This window comes from Oceanobacillus halophilus, assembly GCF_003628505.1.
Taxonomy (GTDB): Bacteria; Bacillota; Bacilli; order Bacillales; family Amphibacillaceae; genus Oceanobacillus; species Oceanobacillus halophilus.
The window spans coordinates 315,088-331,266 of record NZ_RBZP01000001.1 but is presented as its reverse complement, the minus strand read 5'-3'; the positions used below and the strand labels follow the sequence as shown (position 1 = coordinate 331,266).

Below are 16,179 nucleotides of genomic sequence, written 5' to 3'. Positions count from 1 at the left end.
CTAAGAAAAGATTCGGTCTTGAATAAAATAATATCAATAAACGTTACTAATTGCATTTCCAATATGATAAACCCTTCCACTTAAGCTATTAGGAAGGGTTTATCATAGGTTACTTTATCCGTCTTTTATTCATTTGCTTGTTTAATATTAATCGTTATTCCTTGGTGAACAAATTTTTCCGGATCAACTGGGTATTCCATTTCAACCCCATTAATCGTTATTTTTAAATCTGCTGCATTTCCTATATTAAGAAACATTTCACTTGTACCACTCAGATCTACTTCTAAAGGGGAATTTTCAGCAACGAATTTTTCACTAATGACGCTTGTACCCTCATCGTTAATAACATCAAGCCATGTTTCCCCGGCTGTTTCAAAAACAACCTCTATTTCTTCCCCTACGTTATTAAGTTCCAGTGTAGATTTTGGACTAGATCCTGTTCCTTCTTCTACTATCGTAAATTCAGGCTGAGTCTGTTCTTCTTCTGTATCTTCCTCAACTGTTTCTTCATCCGATGGTTGTTCGTCGGAAGACTCATCTTCATTCTCCGTTTCTTCTCCAGTAGTATTGGCGTCATCCCCGCCATTCGTCTCATCAGGATTGCTAATAATAATCTCATTATCATTAAGTCCTTCTTCTTGTACTTCATTTCCATTATTTGTTAAGCCATCTCTAAAGTACCAAAACACAAAGAAAATACCTATTATTAATAACACAACAATAATGGTAGGAAAGACTGAAAACACTTTTGAACTTTTTTCTACACTGTTATCTTTTCTAGACCGTTGCATTCGGCTATATTGGACTTCAGACTCATCTTCATTCTTTGGAATCTCTTCCTTATGCTCTTCCAAGAGTTCACTAGGATCAATACCTACAGCATTTGCGTATTCCTTTATAAAAGCTCTGGCATAAAATTTCCCTGGTAGAATCTCAAGTTTTCCTTCTTCAATTGCTGCCAAATACCGTTTTTGAATTTTTGTTTCTTCTTGTAGTTCTTCTAATGATAATCCCTTTGAAACTCTAGCCTCTTTAAGCCTAGCCCCAATATCCATTAAAAACACCTTCCGTTCTTAAAAAACTTAGACTTAGCTATGTTTTTAGCAAAGCCTTAGTCGTTACTTATGCAGGAATAAAGCATAACTTTTTTCTAACTCTGTTAGAAATCAAACATCGATAAACCACTCTCTCCACTGAATTGCTGCTGTTCAAATGTTTCATATGTAATCTCTTCCTCTTCAAAGTTCCGTAACTCGATAATATAATCAAAATCGTCCAAAGAATACTCAGTGGTTTGTACGAAAATATCAGGATGTTCGACAATTTTCACTGCAGGTAGCTGCATGATTTCACGAATTAATTGCCAGTGCTTCTCATTTGCACGTCTAGTGGATACAATCCCGTCCATTATGTACGTAGTATCAGCACCATATTCACCATCAATTAACTGGTTCCTAACTGTTTGCTTTAACATGGTACTAGAAACAAAAAGCCAACGCTTATTTGCACAAACACTAGCAGCAACTACTGATTCTGTTTTACCAACTCGTGGCATCCCGCGAATTCCTATTAATTTATGCCCATCCTGTTTAAACAATTCTGCCATGAAATCAACTAATAATCCTAATTCATCTCTTACGAAACGAAATGTTTTACGATCATCGACATCTGTATGAATATATTTTCCGTGACGCACCGCCAATTTATCTTTCAATTTCGGCTTGCGTATCTTGGTTATTTTTATCGTTTCCATCATCTGCAAAATGGTTTTAAATCGAATAATATTCTCATCAAATTCGGAAAGAAGAAGCATTCCTCTACGGGAATTTTCTACACCATTAATTGTAATAATATTTATAGACAGCATTCCTAATAAGGATGTAATTTCTCCCAGTAATCCAGGGCGATTCTTTTGAATTTCATACTCAAAGTACCATTCATTTTTCTCCATAATAAGCCCCTTTGTATATGCTAATTCATCCACAAACTTATTGCAATATAATTCTATCATAAATGATTTTTATGATAGTGAAAAGTAATATTATGAAACTTTTACCAATTTATTAAGAAAGTGACAAATCCTTATAGAATAAAAGAAGCTGTACCTCGTGGAGTATACAGCTTCTACAGGTCTAAAATTAATTGGAATTCCCTTGAACAAGCTTCACCATTGTACTTGCAATAGCTTGTTGCTCTTGCTCAGAAGCAGCATTCCAAAGTTCTTTTAAAACCGCTTCTTCTTTGTTTTTAGCATCTACATTCTGAGCTAAGTAATCCCCAACTTCTGACGCGATACTAGTTATAGTCTGCTGATCCATCCCTTGCGATTGAGCTTGTTGCAAACGATTGGATAAGAACCCTTTCCATGTGTCAAAATTATCAAGAACTGACATACATCTGCCTCCTTGGAATTAGTACATGCCTAGTATTTGATTTTATTGATTGTTTATACATAAAAAGGATAGAATTTTTTACCAACCGCCTGTTAGGTTAATTATTTCTCCTTGTATATAGTTTGATCTCTTATCCATCAAAAAGCTTACAGTATGTGCAACTTCTTCCGGTGAGCCAGCCCGATTCATTGGGATTTCAGAAAAGAGAGATTCTTTTTCTTCCATCGATAAATGCTTATTCATTTTAGTGTCGATAAACCCTGGGCTAACAGCATTTACTGATATTCCACTCGGCGCAACCTCTTTAGCCAAAGCCTTAACAAAGCTATTCTGTGCACCTTTCACTGAAGAATAGACAACTTCATAACTTGCACCAACTTCCCCCCAGATAGAGGTTACAAAAATTATTTTTCCATATTGTTGCTGAATCATCCCCGGCAAGACATGTTTGGTTATTTTCCAAGGAGCTTTTACATGTAGATGGAGCATTTGATCCATCACAAGGCTAGATGTTTCCTGAAATAAACCAAATTGAGCTTTTCCACCAGCAAATATGATCCCATCTACTTGAAAGACAAATTGCTTAATAAAATCATCTAATTCGGTATCTTTACTTAAGTCAGCTTGAAGGACACTTAGAATACCTTTATCTGAAATTTCATTCCTTAAGTCACTAATAGCTTTACTATTGTTATTATAATGTAAGATGATTTGGTAACCTTCTTTAGACAACCTTTTAACTATAGCCTGCCCAATATCTCCACTTGCGCCTATAATTAGTACATTTTTCCCCATAATTATCTCCTTATTCGGCAGCTATCGTACAAATAGCTAATCGCTCTTCTTCAATCCAATTTTGAATAAAGCTATTTGCTTCATTTAAATGCAGTGATTGAATAGTTGGGATTATATCAAATAAATTGATTCCAGAGGTATGGTAGTGTATATACTTGTTCGCGATATATTCCAAAGAATTCATGGACCGTAATAATTGCCCTATTTTCTTTTTCTTCATCCTATTGAATTCTTCTTCCGTTAAACTTGTATTAGAGGTAGAAATTAATTGCTCCATGACTTTTTTGGAGAACTTATCCGGATTTTCCGTATTGCTTCCGATTAACGTGTAACCGAAGTTTTTGTCTAAAGTAGTTTCAAAATAAAAACTACCATCAATTAGTTTATCTTGATACAATTCTTGATAAAAAGAACCACCTTTTGAGTAATAATGATCGAGAACCATATTTTGTAACAAGTCTTTTTTTAAAAATTCATCCCCGTGTAATTCACTAGACGATTCTTTAATCCCGATTGTACACTTTGGTATCGAAATAGGCATATTAATTTTATGTTCTTTTATCGCAACTTCTTTTGGTTCCTCTGGAAAATCACGTTTTAACTCTTCCATCTTTTCGAATTTTTTTGATTCTTGATTTGCTTTAATTAGTTCCATCATCTTTTCTACTTCGAAGTTACCTGTTATGAATAGTGTCATATTCTCCGGGTGATAAAAAGTGTTATAACATGTATATAAATCATCTTTCGTAATTTGAGTGATTGATTCAATAGTTCCAGCAATATCGATATTTACTGGATGGTTTTTAAACATCGCTTTGATGGTACCCATAAAAGCTTGCCAATCAGGCTGATCATCATACATCTTAATTTCTTGACTAATAATCCCTTTTTCTTTCTCAACTGATTGTTCAGAAAAATAAGGGTCTTGTACAAAATCGATTAATGTTTTAACATTTTTTTCAATATGATTGGTTGCTGAAAAAAGATATGCTGTCTTAGTAAAAGATGTGAAAGCGTTGGCAGATGCTCCTTGTTTTCCGAAGTCGGTAAACACATCATGGTCTTCCTTCTCAAAAAGTTTATGCTCCAAAAAATGAGCAATCCCTTCAGGAACGGTAATTTTCTCTTTTTGTCCAATAGGTACAAATGTTTGATCAATGGACCCATAATTAGTTGAAAAAATGCCATATGTTTTTGCCATTTCATTCTTTGGAAGTAAGAAGACTGTTAAACCGTTATCTAGCTTCTCCGTATAAAGTGTCTCGGCAAATTCATTATATGTTTGTTTATTCATTTGCTTGGCCTCCTTCACTCGTTAGTAAATAAACAGTGTCTTCCTTAATCTTCTGGGCCACTTCAATTACCTGTTCTTTTGTGACATGTTTAATATTATTTAGTAATTCGTTTGGTGACATTTCTTTTTCACCTAATACCTGTTGATATAACAGTTCAATTAATCCCTGTGGATGATCCATAGTCTCGAGCAATTGGTTCGTAATTAAATCTTTTGTTTCAGATAATGCATCATCTTTAATATCTCCATTTTTCATAGCCGTCATTTGTTCTCTAATAATGTCTCTTGCCTTTTCAAAATCAGTTGGAGCAATACCACTGAACACAAAAAGCAAGCCTTTATGACTTTCCATACGAGAAGATGCGTAATATGCTAAGCTATTTTTTTCTCTAACATTGATAAATAACTTGGAGCTAGGGAATCCTCCGAATACACCATTAAAAACCTGAAGTGCTGCATAATCATCGTCTTTATATGTTATATTTGTTCGATAGCCAATATGCAGTTTTGCTTGTTGAACATTTTGCTTTTCTATTACTTCATTTGGTTCTCTGTCTTTATGAACTGGATATTCTACAGTTCTATTTGCTGTTTTTATGCTGTCTCGCTTCATTAACAAAGTAATATGATCACGCATTTTTTGCTCATCAAAATCTCCAAGCACATAAAGATCGAACTGATTATCGTTTAACAGTGTTTGATAGTAATTATATAAACTTTCTGGTGTGATACTGTTAAAATCTTCTTCATACCCATGTACGTGAAGAGCATATGCTTCCCCTTCACACATTTCATCAATAAGTCTCATATTTGCATATTGCATTTTATCATCTTTTATGGAATTTATTTTCTGCTTTAATGTATCTTTCTCACGGTCAATAATTTTTTCATCGAATGCATTATTTATTGCATACGGATGAAACAAGAATTCTCCAAATAAATCTATCCCCTCTTCTATGATAGAGGTTTCTTCAGGAATGAATTTAGGGTTTGCTAACTCCATTCTATAAGTTAAGATATGATTTTCTCCTTTTTTACCACTGTCGATTGAAAGAATCGCACCGTATAAATCATCCAGTTTCAGTTGTAAGTCCTTTCTAGAAGGATGGTTTTTTGTACCTTGTTTTAAAACGTAAGGAAGCAGAGCCCTTTTTGTTACTGTCTCTCTTTCTAATGGAGCTTTCAATTTTGCAATAAAATTTATGGTTTTATACTTTTTACTTTGAATAAAATGTATATTAATCCCATGTTCATTCAAACGTTTTTCAGTTATTTGCTGCATGAATGATCCTCCCAGACAAAATAGTTTATTACTATAATATATTGCACAATTTTACCATTTATCATCCATTATACGTTAAAAAAAACAGACGTGCTATGATAACAAGTCTGTTTTTGTATTATTGACTATTTTTTTATTTTTGTAGGAGTTTATAGAAAGTGATATTAGTTACGCCGGATTATAAACAAAAATGAAATAGGGCTGCAAAAAAACTTGTATAAGAGTTTCCTTGTTACAAATTCGACATAAAGAAAGCAATAGAGCTAGATTGTATAGCTCTACTGCATTTTATAGTTTATATATTTAGATATATTAAGATGTTTTTTCCTCTTTTGGCTGTGACACAAGAACTGTTCTTGGTTTACTTCCTTCATATGGTCCTACAATACCTCTATCTTCCATTGCATCAATTAAGCGTGCTGCCCTGGTATAGCCAATTCGGAATCTCCGCTGAAGCATAGAAACACTGGCACTTTGCATCTCTATTATCAATTGAACAGCATCATCGTATAGATCGTCATCAACTTCTGTATGAACTTCATCATTCTCTTCAGGAATCATTTCTTCCTGATACGTAGCTTTTTGCTGATCTATACAATGGTCAACAATTCGCTCGACTTCATCATCTGATAAAAATGCGCCTTGGACACGTTTCGGTTTGGATGCACCGACTGGTAAAAATAGCATATCCCCTTTTCCTAACAGTTTTTCTGCTCCACCAGAGTCAAGAATAGTCCTTGAATCCGTTTGAGATGAAACGCTAAAAGCAATACGCGAAGGTATATTGGCTTTTATCACCCCTGTAATGACATCAACGGATGGCCTTTGTGTAGCAATTATAATATGGATTCCTGCCGCCCTTGCCATCTGAGCCAGTCTTGTTATAGCATCCTCTACATCGCTGGAAGCAACCATCATAAGGTCCGCTAATTCATCAACTATCACAACTATATATGGTAGGTGGGGCTGGGACTCTTCTGATGTTACATTATATTTTCGGATATATTCATTATACCCCTCGATATTTCTTGTTCCGGTTTCTGAAAATAGATCGTATCTTCTTTCCATTTCAGCAACTACTTTTTTCAATGCTCTTGATGCTTTCTTAGGATCGGTAACGACTGGAGCTAATAGATGTGGAATCCCATTGTAAACATTTAATTCAACTTTTTTCGGATCAATCATCATCATTTTAACTTCGTGTGGTTTTGCTCGCATCAAAATAGTAGTAATAATTCCATTTACACAAACACTTTTACCACTGCCGGTAGCACCAGCAATTAATAGATGTGGCATTTTGTTTAACTCTGCAACTACTGCATCTCCAGAAATATCTCTTCCTAATGCAACGAGTAATTTGGAAGTTTTATTAGTCCAGGTACTGTCCAATACTTCTCGAATCGATACCATAGCAACTTCTTGATTAGGAACCTCAATACCAACAGCAGACTTTCCTGGTATTGGTGCTTCAATTCGTAAGTCTTTTGCAGCAAGAGCCAGCGCTAAGTCATCGTGTAAATTAACAATCTTACTTACTTTCACACCTGATTCTGGAGAAATTTCATATTTTGTTACAGCTGGACCTACATTTACCTTTGTTACTCTCGCACGAACTCCAAAGCTCTTAAAAGTACGTTCTAATTTTCTAACGGTAGCTTGAATCTGAGACTTTTCATGTTGTTGGGTGTTATGAGCAGGTTCCGATAGTATATCTGGTGAAGGGAGAATATATTCGTAATTCTCGGGCTCTGTCATTGGCATAGGATATTCAAGTTCATCACTTTCTGTATTTTCCTCTTCGGAGACCGTTTTTTCTGTTTCCAATTCTGGTTCTTCATTTTGAATATCCGGAACAGTATAGGCAACATCTGAAAAGTCATTAATCAGTGGCTCCTCAGCTGGAACTTCATCCATAGCTATTTCTGGTTCTTCCATCAAATCAAGCTCTTTTTCTTTCCGATTTATTCTAGTATTCTTTAAACCTTCACCGACACGCTGAAATACTGCTTTTGTTTTTTTCAGTATCTTTGCAAAGATGTCTCCAATTGAAATCTCTGTGATATAGATAATTCCAATAATCATTGAGAAAACAGCCACAATCTTAGCTCCTGCTATGGAAAATAAATAGTTAGTAAAAGTAAGTAAAATACCTCCTAGCATTCCTCCACCTGTTTGAACAGATGTTCCCTGCCCACTAATAAAGGAAATAAAATGGTTCCATGTTGAACCTATTACAGAGACATCTTGAATTAATAGTCTTTCATAAGTCTGAATATGGGTTATAAGTAAAATGCCTGAGAACAAAATATAAAAACCAACTAATTTTTTATTTGAAAAGTCTGGGTACCTTCTTTTTACTAATAGGATAATTCCTGTAACTAGTAAAAAAACAGAGGCTACAAAATACCAGATTCCTAGAAAAAATCGAAATAAATATTCTAATCCACCTGGGATGGCACCGTCACTTATAGCACTTGCTCCACTTCCAAATATAGCTAAAGCAATAAATAACAAACCAAGCAATTCATTTTTTAATTGCTTTGACTTCTTGGTGTTTTTTCTTTTTTTACGTTTCTTTGCCATGTTTTCACCTCTATTTCCCCTTTTATTTTAGGCAATAGAAATCAATAAGATTTTTTCGGTAGTTATTTCCAATTATTACCCTCTTTGTCATGATTATAGTAGAAAGCTAGAGGATATCCAAGTTTTTCTATAATATTGGCTCTTTTCGTATATTTTGTTGCTATTTAAACAAACATCATAGTTGATAGAAACTCCTGATTTATTTAATTAAGAAATACTAAATTAAGAGTAGTGCTTTATATCCGCTACGGAAATACACTACGCTTTCCGTGGGCGCTGATGAGCCTGCTCCGAGCTATCGCTCTCCGTAGTCTCACCTAGGCTTTTCTTAACACAGGAGTCTCCGTGTATTTCCTCTGCTATATTGTCTGCTCTACTTGTATGAACAAGATATATGCTGTTTATTAGAATAATAATAAACTTAAACGTGATTTCATGAGCTATAATCTCAAAAATAAAAGGCAGTTTTATTCGTGTGATACAATGCTGATGTAGCCTTCCTTTTCCTGCAATACTATTCTGAATTAAATATATCAATAGTCTATACAATATATGAATCAATATTATGTTTCAAAAAGCAACAATCTTTTAGAAGGGAGCTTTAATATTAGACCTACTGCTCACGGGTTAATATATTATAGAAAAGGAAACCCCTGCCAAAATTGGCAAGGGTATCTACATTATTTCTATTATATCATACTTAAGAGAAAGTTAATCAAGATAATATGGAACCAGGTAAATATTTTTCATTCAAAAAGTCTTGTGGATCTGTTGACATTAACTGAACCAATTGAAAAGTTCCGTCGTTGTTCTTGTCTGCAATCATTAATTTCCCATCATAAGAAATACATTGTCTATTTTCGTATGCATTATCTGTGTGTGGAAAAATGTCACTTTCTGATAAAGGGGTATAGAGTATCATTGGATCACCTGATTTTCTGTGTTTTTATTATTATTAATAAGCTCGTTTAATTTCTTCATAGCTTCATTTACCCCACCAACCTCATTAATAAGACCATAATCAACAGCATCTGCCCCAACTACATTTGTGCCTATATCTCGAGTCAAGTTTCCTTTAGCAAACATCAAATCTTTGAATTTTTCCTCTTTAATATTTGAATGACCTATTACAAATTGTATAACCCTTTCTTGCATCTTATCTAAGTATTCAAATGTTTGTGGTACCCCAATAACTAAACCAGTCAATCGTACAGGATGAATAGTCATCGTTGCTGTTGGGACGATGAACGAATAATCAGTAGAAACTGCGATTGGTACGCCTATAGAATGACCGCCACCTAAAACAATAGACACCGTTGGCTTAGACATTGAGGATATCATTTCTGATAGTGCCAGACCTGCTTCTACATCTCCTCCTACTGTATTTAGTAAAATTATCACGCCTTCAATTTTAGGGTTTTGTTCAATGGCGATTAATTGAGGCAAAAGATGTTCATATTTAGTTGTTTTATTTTGAGGGGGAAGCTGCATGTGCCCTTCAACTTGCCCAATAATTGATAGAACATGTATATTCGAATCAGGAGCTTGTGGCACATTGGTTTGTCCTAAAGCCTGGATTTTTTGAACTAATGAAGACGAATTAGATTGGTCTTCTTTCTTTTCTTCTTCTTTTTTCATTTACGTTCACTCCTTAAAATGGTCATCAGTCATGATTAGTATGAACGAAAATAAGATTACAATGCAGAAAAAGGTATCATAAATTTTATAGAAAAAGCATGAAAAAATATCGACCAAACTTAGCCGATATTTTTTCATGCTAATCTTTACGTGTTTATAACAGTTTAACTATGCCTTTTCCTTTTTATGACTATCTACTAGAGTCTATCTTATTCAGGTTGTTCAGGGTAAACACATTGTGTAAGGCATTTACTGCTGTTTTTAAATCTTTTTCATGCACAAGTACCCATATGGTTGTATGACTGTCAGCTGACTGTAGTATTTGAACCCCGTTATCAGTCAATGCTTGAACAATCTTCGCAGCAACACCTGGTACTCCGGTCATTCCCGCTCCAACTGCAGAAACTTTAGCACATTTCTCTGTTATTTCTGGATGAAATCCTAACGTTTCAAGAACGTGCACAGCTTTATTAGCTAAATGATCTGGAACAGTATATATAACACCTGCTGGAGATATATTGATGAAATCAACGGAAATTCCAGACTCCGCCATTGCTTTAAATACATCCGATTGAAGTCGGTAGGAATCTTCCTTTGTTTGCACTTTTATTTGAGTTACTTGCGACATATGAGCAATACCCGTTATTAGTCTATCTGGTATATCTACTCCCATCTCCCGTTCTCTAGACGAAGTTACTAACGTGCCTGGTTCTAGAGAATATGTCGAACGGACTCGCATGGGAATTTTCGCTTGCATAGCGATTTCAACCGCTCTCGGATGGACTACTTTTGCTCCTTGGTATGCTAGATTACATATTTCTGTATAGGTAACGATATCTAAAGACCTGGCATTTTCTACCATTCTTGGGTCAGCGGTCATTATGCCATTCACATCCGTAAATATTTCTATGGTTTCGGCTTGTAATGCTGCTCCAAGTGCAGCAGCTGTTGTATCACTGCCACCACGTCCAATGGTTGTAATTTCTCCTGATTCCGATTGACCCTGAAATCCTGCAACTACTACCACATCATGTGACTCTAATTCTTTGTATACACGATCAGGCTTCACTTGTTTGATTTTAGCTTGAGTGAAATCCTCAGTTGTGACAAATCCAGCTTGAGCACCAGTTAAAGTAGTTGCAGCTATATGATTATTTTGTAATTCATTCGATAATACAACGGAAGAAATAATCTCTCCGCAAGACATGAGTAAATCAATTTCACGATTCGTATTACTATTTGCTGGAAAATTTACTAAGTCTAAAAGTGTATCCGTTGCATATGGGTCTGGTTTCCTTCCTAATGCAGAAACAACTACAACCAGTTTGTAGTTTTTTACTAAAGCATTTTTTATATGTTTAATTACATGTTGTCTATTTTCTTCTGACTGCACAGAAGTACCACCAAATTTTTGAACTAGGATTTGCATCATAACACCTCTGAATTATTAACCTTGCAACCAATTATTTTTAATCAATGATTGAGCAATTTGTACGGTATTCCAAGCAGCACCTTTAAGAAGATTATCGGAAACAATCCATAAATGGAAGCCTTTATCATTATCTAAATCCTTTCGTACTCGACCAACAAATACTTCTTCTTTATTAGCAGCACTTAATGGAGTAGGGTAGGATTGCGTAGATGGATCATCTTCTAATATAATTCCTTCAGCATTCCTTAATTCCTTCCATACATCTTCTACAGTTACTCCTTCTTTATCCACTTCAATATATACACTTTCTGCATGAGATGTGAAGAATGGTAATCTTACACATGTTGCAATAACAGATAACTCTGGATCATGCATTATTTTCTTTGTTTCATTTATCATTTTCATTTCTTCAAATGTATATCCATTATCTTGGAAAACATCGATTTGTGGTAATGCATTAAACGCAATTGGATAATGTTTTTTATCTCCTTTAACTGGTAAAATATTAGCTTCTAATTCTTCGTTATTCAAAAACTGCTGTGATTGATTTTCCAACTCATTTACAGCATTTACACCTGCTCCAGAAACCGCTTGATAGGTTGATACAATAATACGTGATAATCCATAGGCATCTTTAATTGGTTTTAATCCTGCAACCATTTGAATAGTAGAACAGTTAGGATTTGCAATAATTCCATTATGCTTTTGGATATCTTCATTGTTAACTTCTGGAACTACTAATGGAACATTTTCAGCCATTCGATAAGCACTCGTATTATCTACTACCACTGCTCCGCGCTTCACAGCTTCTGGTGCAAGTTGTTTGGAAACTGATCCTCCTGCAGAGAATAAAGCAATATCAATTCCTTCAAAACTTTCTGGTTTCGCCTCTTCGACTATAATTGTTTTACCATTAAACACTAGTTCTTTTCCTGCAGAATTGATAGATGATAATAGTTTTAATTTATTAATAGGAAATTCCTTTTCCTCTAATATTTTCATAATTTTTTGTCCTACTGCTCCTGTTGCTCCAACTATTGCTACATTATAAACTTTTTTTTCTGTCATGTTAAGTTCTCCCCTCACAAGTAAAAATAATTCTCTTAGTTTGATATTGTAACATACTTTAATCAGTAAAAGGAATAATAACAGGCTGAAGTTGTTCTCCTGTTAAAGCAGATTTAATGGAATCCTCTAACAGATCTAAATTTGCAACTAATGAATTTGGTTTTTTGGCAGGATTATCCTGACCGAAAGGAATAAAGTAAATATGCTTACTGTTCATTAAACGCATTAAATTAACACCATTTAAACCTAAAGCATCGTTTGTTGTTACCCCTAAAACTACTGGACTTTGATTTCTTATTGTAGATTTCGCTGCCATTAAAACAGGATTATCCGTAATCCCATTTGCCATTTTTGCTAAAGAGTTCCCAGTTAATGGAGCAATAACCATACAATCCAATGGAATTTGTGGGCCGAATGGTTCTGCTTCCGGCATACTTGTAATTACTTTGTTACTCGTAATGGATTCTAACTTTTCTAGATGTTCTCTTGCTGTACCAAATTTTGTATCTGTATTTTGTACGGTATATGAAACGATTGGGATAACTTCCACATTTTTCTCCACTAAGGATTCTATTTGCGTAAAGACTTTACTAAAAGTATGATGCGAACCAGTTAAGCCAATTCCTATTCGTTTTCCTTCCAAAATCATGATAAACTCCCCTCATTACGTAAAATTTGCTTAATAACATCTGCCAGTATTTTGCCAGCAGTCTTTGGTGCAACAATGCTAGGCAAACTACCGGTTAGAATAGCTTGAATTCCACGTTTTTTAGCATAATCAAAATCTGTTCCTCCAGGTCTTGAGGCAAGGTCAATTATAATAGCATTTGCAGGCAAATTCTGTATAGCCTTTTCATCGACTACCAAAGCTGGTACAGTATTTATTATTATGTCACTTTGTTCCGTGTGTTCGTAAAGTTTATCAATTGGAATAGCAGGAAATCCCATTTCTGTTATTCTTGCTAATTCAGTCGTATTGTTCGCACTAACAGATACCTTTGCTCCCAGTGCTGCGAATCTTCTTGCAACCGTTTGGCCGATTCTTCCGAAACCTGTAACAATTAATCTTGATGAATGAATCGTATAATCTGTATGTTCAATTGCCATCATAATTGCCCCTTCTGCAGTGGGAATAGAATTATATATGGCTACATCATCTCGATTTAATAAAGGAATTAATGAAATACCTGCCTCTCTAGCCACTTGATTCAAATAGTCATTGGTAATTCCAGTAAATACTTTTACTGATTTATTTAAATGGTTAAACCACTCATTTGTAAGTTTTATTTTTTGGTCAGAGAATACTGTTTCTACATTTCCTTCTAGATCTGTTCCGGTAATTGGTAAAATAACACAATCTAACTTATCTAAATCTAACTCATGAAATTCCGTTTGTTTTAATCCTGTAAAACCTTGTTCTAAGTGATCGAATCCAACAAGAATTATTGTAGTTTCAGGCACTAATTGTAATTGCCTAATTAATTCCAAATATCTTGCATCGCCACCAATTACTGCAATCGTTTGATTCATGGTTGTTTTTAACCCCCAGACATACTGTTGCTAAATCTGCTCTTTATAGCTTATGATTTTCTACTATGGGAGTGATTCGTTCATGAAAAAACCATGAAAAAGGACTAATATCACGGGGGATATTAGCCCTAAACCATCTATTTAAAATTTGTCCATTTCCACCATAATCATATCTTCTCCTATCTTTTTCACAGCTTTCCATCGAATTTTTGTAAGATCGCCTTCTTTTTTTAATCCAAACCATTTATAGGTAGGGATGATAAATGCTTCAATTTGCCCCGTCTTTTCATCAATTTCTAAGTCCGTTTGCCCAATTACCCCCAGTCTCATGCCTTCATTAATATTGACAATTTCCTTTCCACTAATATCCTTAAATCTCATTTTATGTACCCCCTATAAATGTAGATAGTACATATATATGTGAATTAGAAATAAGTATAACCTTTTGTAGGACTGTCAGAGTTTCAGAACTTACCACAAGACTCTTTATTAATGGCTCTTTTTGTATAGATTGTTGCTTTTTGAAGTTTTACAGTTGATAGAGATTGTTGATTTATTTAATTAAGAATAAATAACTAATGGAGCGATTCGTTAACACCGCTACGGAAATACACTCCGCTTTCCGCGGGGAGCTGGTGAGCCTTCTTCGTGCTGACGCACAAAGCAGTCTCACCGATGCTCTTCTTCCCGCAGCGGTGGTTTTTTCGCGAGGAGGCTGAGGCCGTGCCCGCGAACCGCAAGTATTCTGCCAGAGCGAATGACCGCATAAATCAAACATAAGTGTGAGCGAGAGCTACACTACTCTGAATTAAAGATATCAACAATCTATACAAATATAATGTAAAGTCATGTTAAAAAGTGATCCATTAAAAACACGCATGGATTAATTAGCAAATCCATGCGTATCTTTGTATGATTGTTATTCGCAAACTCATCTATTACGATAATTTTGGTGCTATTAAAGCAGTTGATGGTGAGCTGTTAAAGGTTGTATCAATGACATTTCTGATTTTCTCATGATTCACTCCATCAATCTCTTTAATCATATCATCTAATGTTCGATGACGTTTCAATAAGAGCTCATTTCTGCCATTCCTACTCATACGACTATTAGTGCTTTCAAGGCTTAGCATTAGACCTCCTTTTAGCTGTTCTTTACTATTTTTCAGTTCCTTATCAGTTAAACCGTCTTTAATCAGTAATTCAAGCGTATTATTTATGGTATCTTGCAGTATTGGCAATTGTTCTTTACCAGTTCCTGCATATATCGTTAATAACCCATTATCTAAGAAAGATGAATGATAAGAGAAAACAGAATAAGCTAAGCCCTGCTTTTCTCGAACATCCTGGAAGAGTCTAGAACTCATACTGCCACCAAGGACATTATTCATGACAACTAAGCTATACGTATTCTCATCTCCAACTTTTAAGCCATTATATCCAAGGCATAAATGAGCTTGTTCCGTGTCTTTATTACGTTCTATATTTTCGGCTAAAAAAGCAGGTTTGCTAATATTACCTTTTTCCTTCTCTGCTTGATAAGAGCCGAAAAGACTTTCCACATCTTTTATAAATGAGTCATCTACATTACCTGCAACAGAAATTACAACATTGTTAGGTGTGTATCGTTCTTTTATGTATGTTCTTAGAGTATCAGGAGTGAATGATTTCAAATGTTCCTCTGTACCCAGAATTGGATAGCCAAGTGGATGTTCTCCAAAAGATGCCCTTGCTAGTAAATCGTGGACAATATCGTCAGGTGTATCTTCGTACATTTTTATTTCTTCATATACTACTTTTTTCTCCCGCTCCATTTCTTCCTCATCAAAGGAAGAATTAAAGAACATGTCTGCCAAAATTTCCAGCGCATAGTTCTTATGAGTATCTAATACCTTGGCATAATAACAAGTATATTCTTTTGAAGTAAACGCATTTATCTGGCCGCCAATGGAATCAAACGCTTCAGCAATTTCTTGGGCTGTTTTTGTCTTCGTACCTTTAAAAAACATATGCTCTAAAAAGTGGGAAATCCCATTATTTTTATCGGTTTCGTTTCTGGATCCTGTTAAAACCCAAATACCGATTGTTACTGATCGAACAGCGGGGATATTTTCTAGAACTACTCTTAATCCGTTTTCACAAGTATGTCTTTGTATCAAAGTAT

General features: G+C 34.9%; 15 protein-coding genes. All 15 read right to left on the bottom strand.

The window, feature by feature from the left end; translation table 11 throughout:
- Nucleotides 1–125 precede the first annotated feature (125 nt).
- Complete coding sequence (locus D8M06_RS01680; protein ID WP_121202623.1) at nt 126–1,055, bottom strand: helix-turn-helix domain-containing protein; 930 nt, start codon at nt 1,053–1,055, stop codon at nt 126–128.
- A 104-nt stretch (nt 1,056–1,159) separates the two neighbouring features.
- Complete coding sequence (locus D8M06_RS01675) at nt 1,160–1,951, bottom strand: YmfK family protein (protein ID WP_121202622.1); 792 nt, start codon at nt 1,949–1,951, stop codon at nt 1,160–1,162.
- A gap of 187 nt (nt 1,952–2,138) precedes the next feature.
- Nucleotides 2,139–2,393, bottom strand: coding sequence for a DUF3243 domain-containing protein (locus D8M06_RS01670; protein WP_121202621.1), 255 nt, complete (start codon nt 2,391–2,393; stop codon nt 2,139–2,141).
- A 78-nt stretch (nt 2,394–2,471) separates the two neighbouring features.
- A complete protein-coding gene (gene ymfI, locus D8M06_RS01665; RefSeq protein WP_121202620.1) occupies nt 2,472–3,188 on the bottom strand; it encodes an elongation factor P 5-aminopentanone reductase in 717 nt (238 codons plus the stop codon).
- Between the two features lie 10 nt (nt 3,189–3,198).
- Complete coding sequence (yfmH, locus tag D8M06_RS01660) at nt 3,199–4,482, bottom strand: EF-P 5-aminopentanol modification-associated protein YfmH (RefSeq protein WP_121202619.1); 1,284 nt, start codon at nt 4,480–4,482, stop codon at nt 3,199–3,201.
- On the bottom strand, nt 4,475–5,764 hold the full coding sequence (yfmF, locus tag D8M06_RS01655) for an EF-P 5-aminopentanol modification-associated protein YfmF (RefSeq protein ID WP_121202618.1): 1,290 nt from the start codon (nt 5,762–5,764) through the stop codon (nt 4,475–4,477). Before yfmF ends, yfmH begins: the two co-directional genes overlap by 8 nt.
- Nucleotides 5,765–6,076: 312 nt before the next feature.
- The gene (locus D8M06_RS01650) at nt 6,077–8,347 is read right to left on the bottom strand and encodes a DNA translocase FtsK (protein ID WP_121202617.1); all 2,271 of its coding nucleotides are present in this window, start codon (nt 8,345–8,347) and stop codon (nt 6,077–6,079) included.
- 715 nt (nt 8,348–9,062) lie between these two features.
- On the bottom strand, nt 9,063–9,269 hold the full coding sequence (locus tag D8M06_RS01645) for a YlzJ-like family protein (protein WP_121202616.1): 207 nt from the start codon (nt 9,267–9,269) through the stop codon (nt 9,063–9,065).
- Nucleotides 9,266–9,985, bottom strand: a complete 720-nt coding sequence (locus D8M06_RS01640) for a ClpP family protease (protein WP_121202615.1) — start codon at nt 9,983–9,985, stop codon at nt 9,266–9,268. The genes D8M06_RS01645 and D8M06_RS01640 overlap by 4 nt, the downstream gene beginning before the upstream one ends.
- 190 nt (nt 9,986–10,175) lie before the next feature.
- Nucleotides 10,176–11,414, bottom strand: coding sequence for an aspartate kinase (dapG, locus tag D8M06_RS01635; protein ID WP_121202614.1), 1,239 nt, complete (start codon nt 11,412–11,414; stop codon nt 10,176–10,178).
- An 18-nt stretch (nt 11,415–11,432) separates the two neighbouring features.
- Nucleotides 11,433–12,485: an aspartate-semialdehyde dehydrogenase gene (gene asd, locus D8M06_RS01630; protein ID WP_121202613.1), complete on the bottom strand. Its 1,053-nt coding sequence runs from the start codon at nt 12,483–12,485 to the stop codon at nt 11,433–11,435.
- A 58-nt stretch (nt 12,486–12,543) separates the two neighbouring features.
- The gene (dpaB, locus tag D8M06_RS01625; protein ID WP_121202612.1) at nt 12,544–13,134 is read right to left on the bottom strand and encodes a dipicolinate synthase subunit B; all 591 of its coding nucleotides are present in this window, start codon (nt 13,132–13,134) and stop codon (nt 12,544–12,546) included.
- Nucleotides 13,131–14,015 (bottom strand): dipicolinic acid synthetase subunit A, encoded by an 885-nt coding sequence (dpaA, locus tag D8M06_RS01620; RefSeq protein WP_121202611.1) that lies wholly within the window; start codon nt 14,013–14,015, stop codon nt 13,131–13,133. Before dpaA ends, dpaB begins: the two co-directional genes overlap by 4 nt.
- 141 nt (nt 14,016–14,156) lie before the next feature.
- Nucleotides 14,157–14,396: a YlmC/YmxH family sporulation protein gene (locus D8M06_RS01615; protein WP_121202610.1), complete on the bottom strand. Its 240-nt coding sequence runs from the start codon at nt 14,394–14,396 to the stop codon at nt 14,157–14,159.
- A gap of 557 nt (nt 14,397–14,953) precedes the next feature.
- Nucleotides 14,954–16,174 carry a M16 family metallopeptidase gene (locus tag D8M06_RS01610; RefSeq protein ID WP_121202609.1) on the bottom strand — a complete coding sequence of 407 codons (1,221 nt, stop codon included), beginning with the start codon at nt 16,172–16,174 and terminating at the stop codon, nt 14,954–14,956.
- Nucleotides 16,175–16,179: the final 5 nt, after the last annotated feature.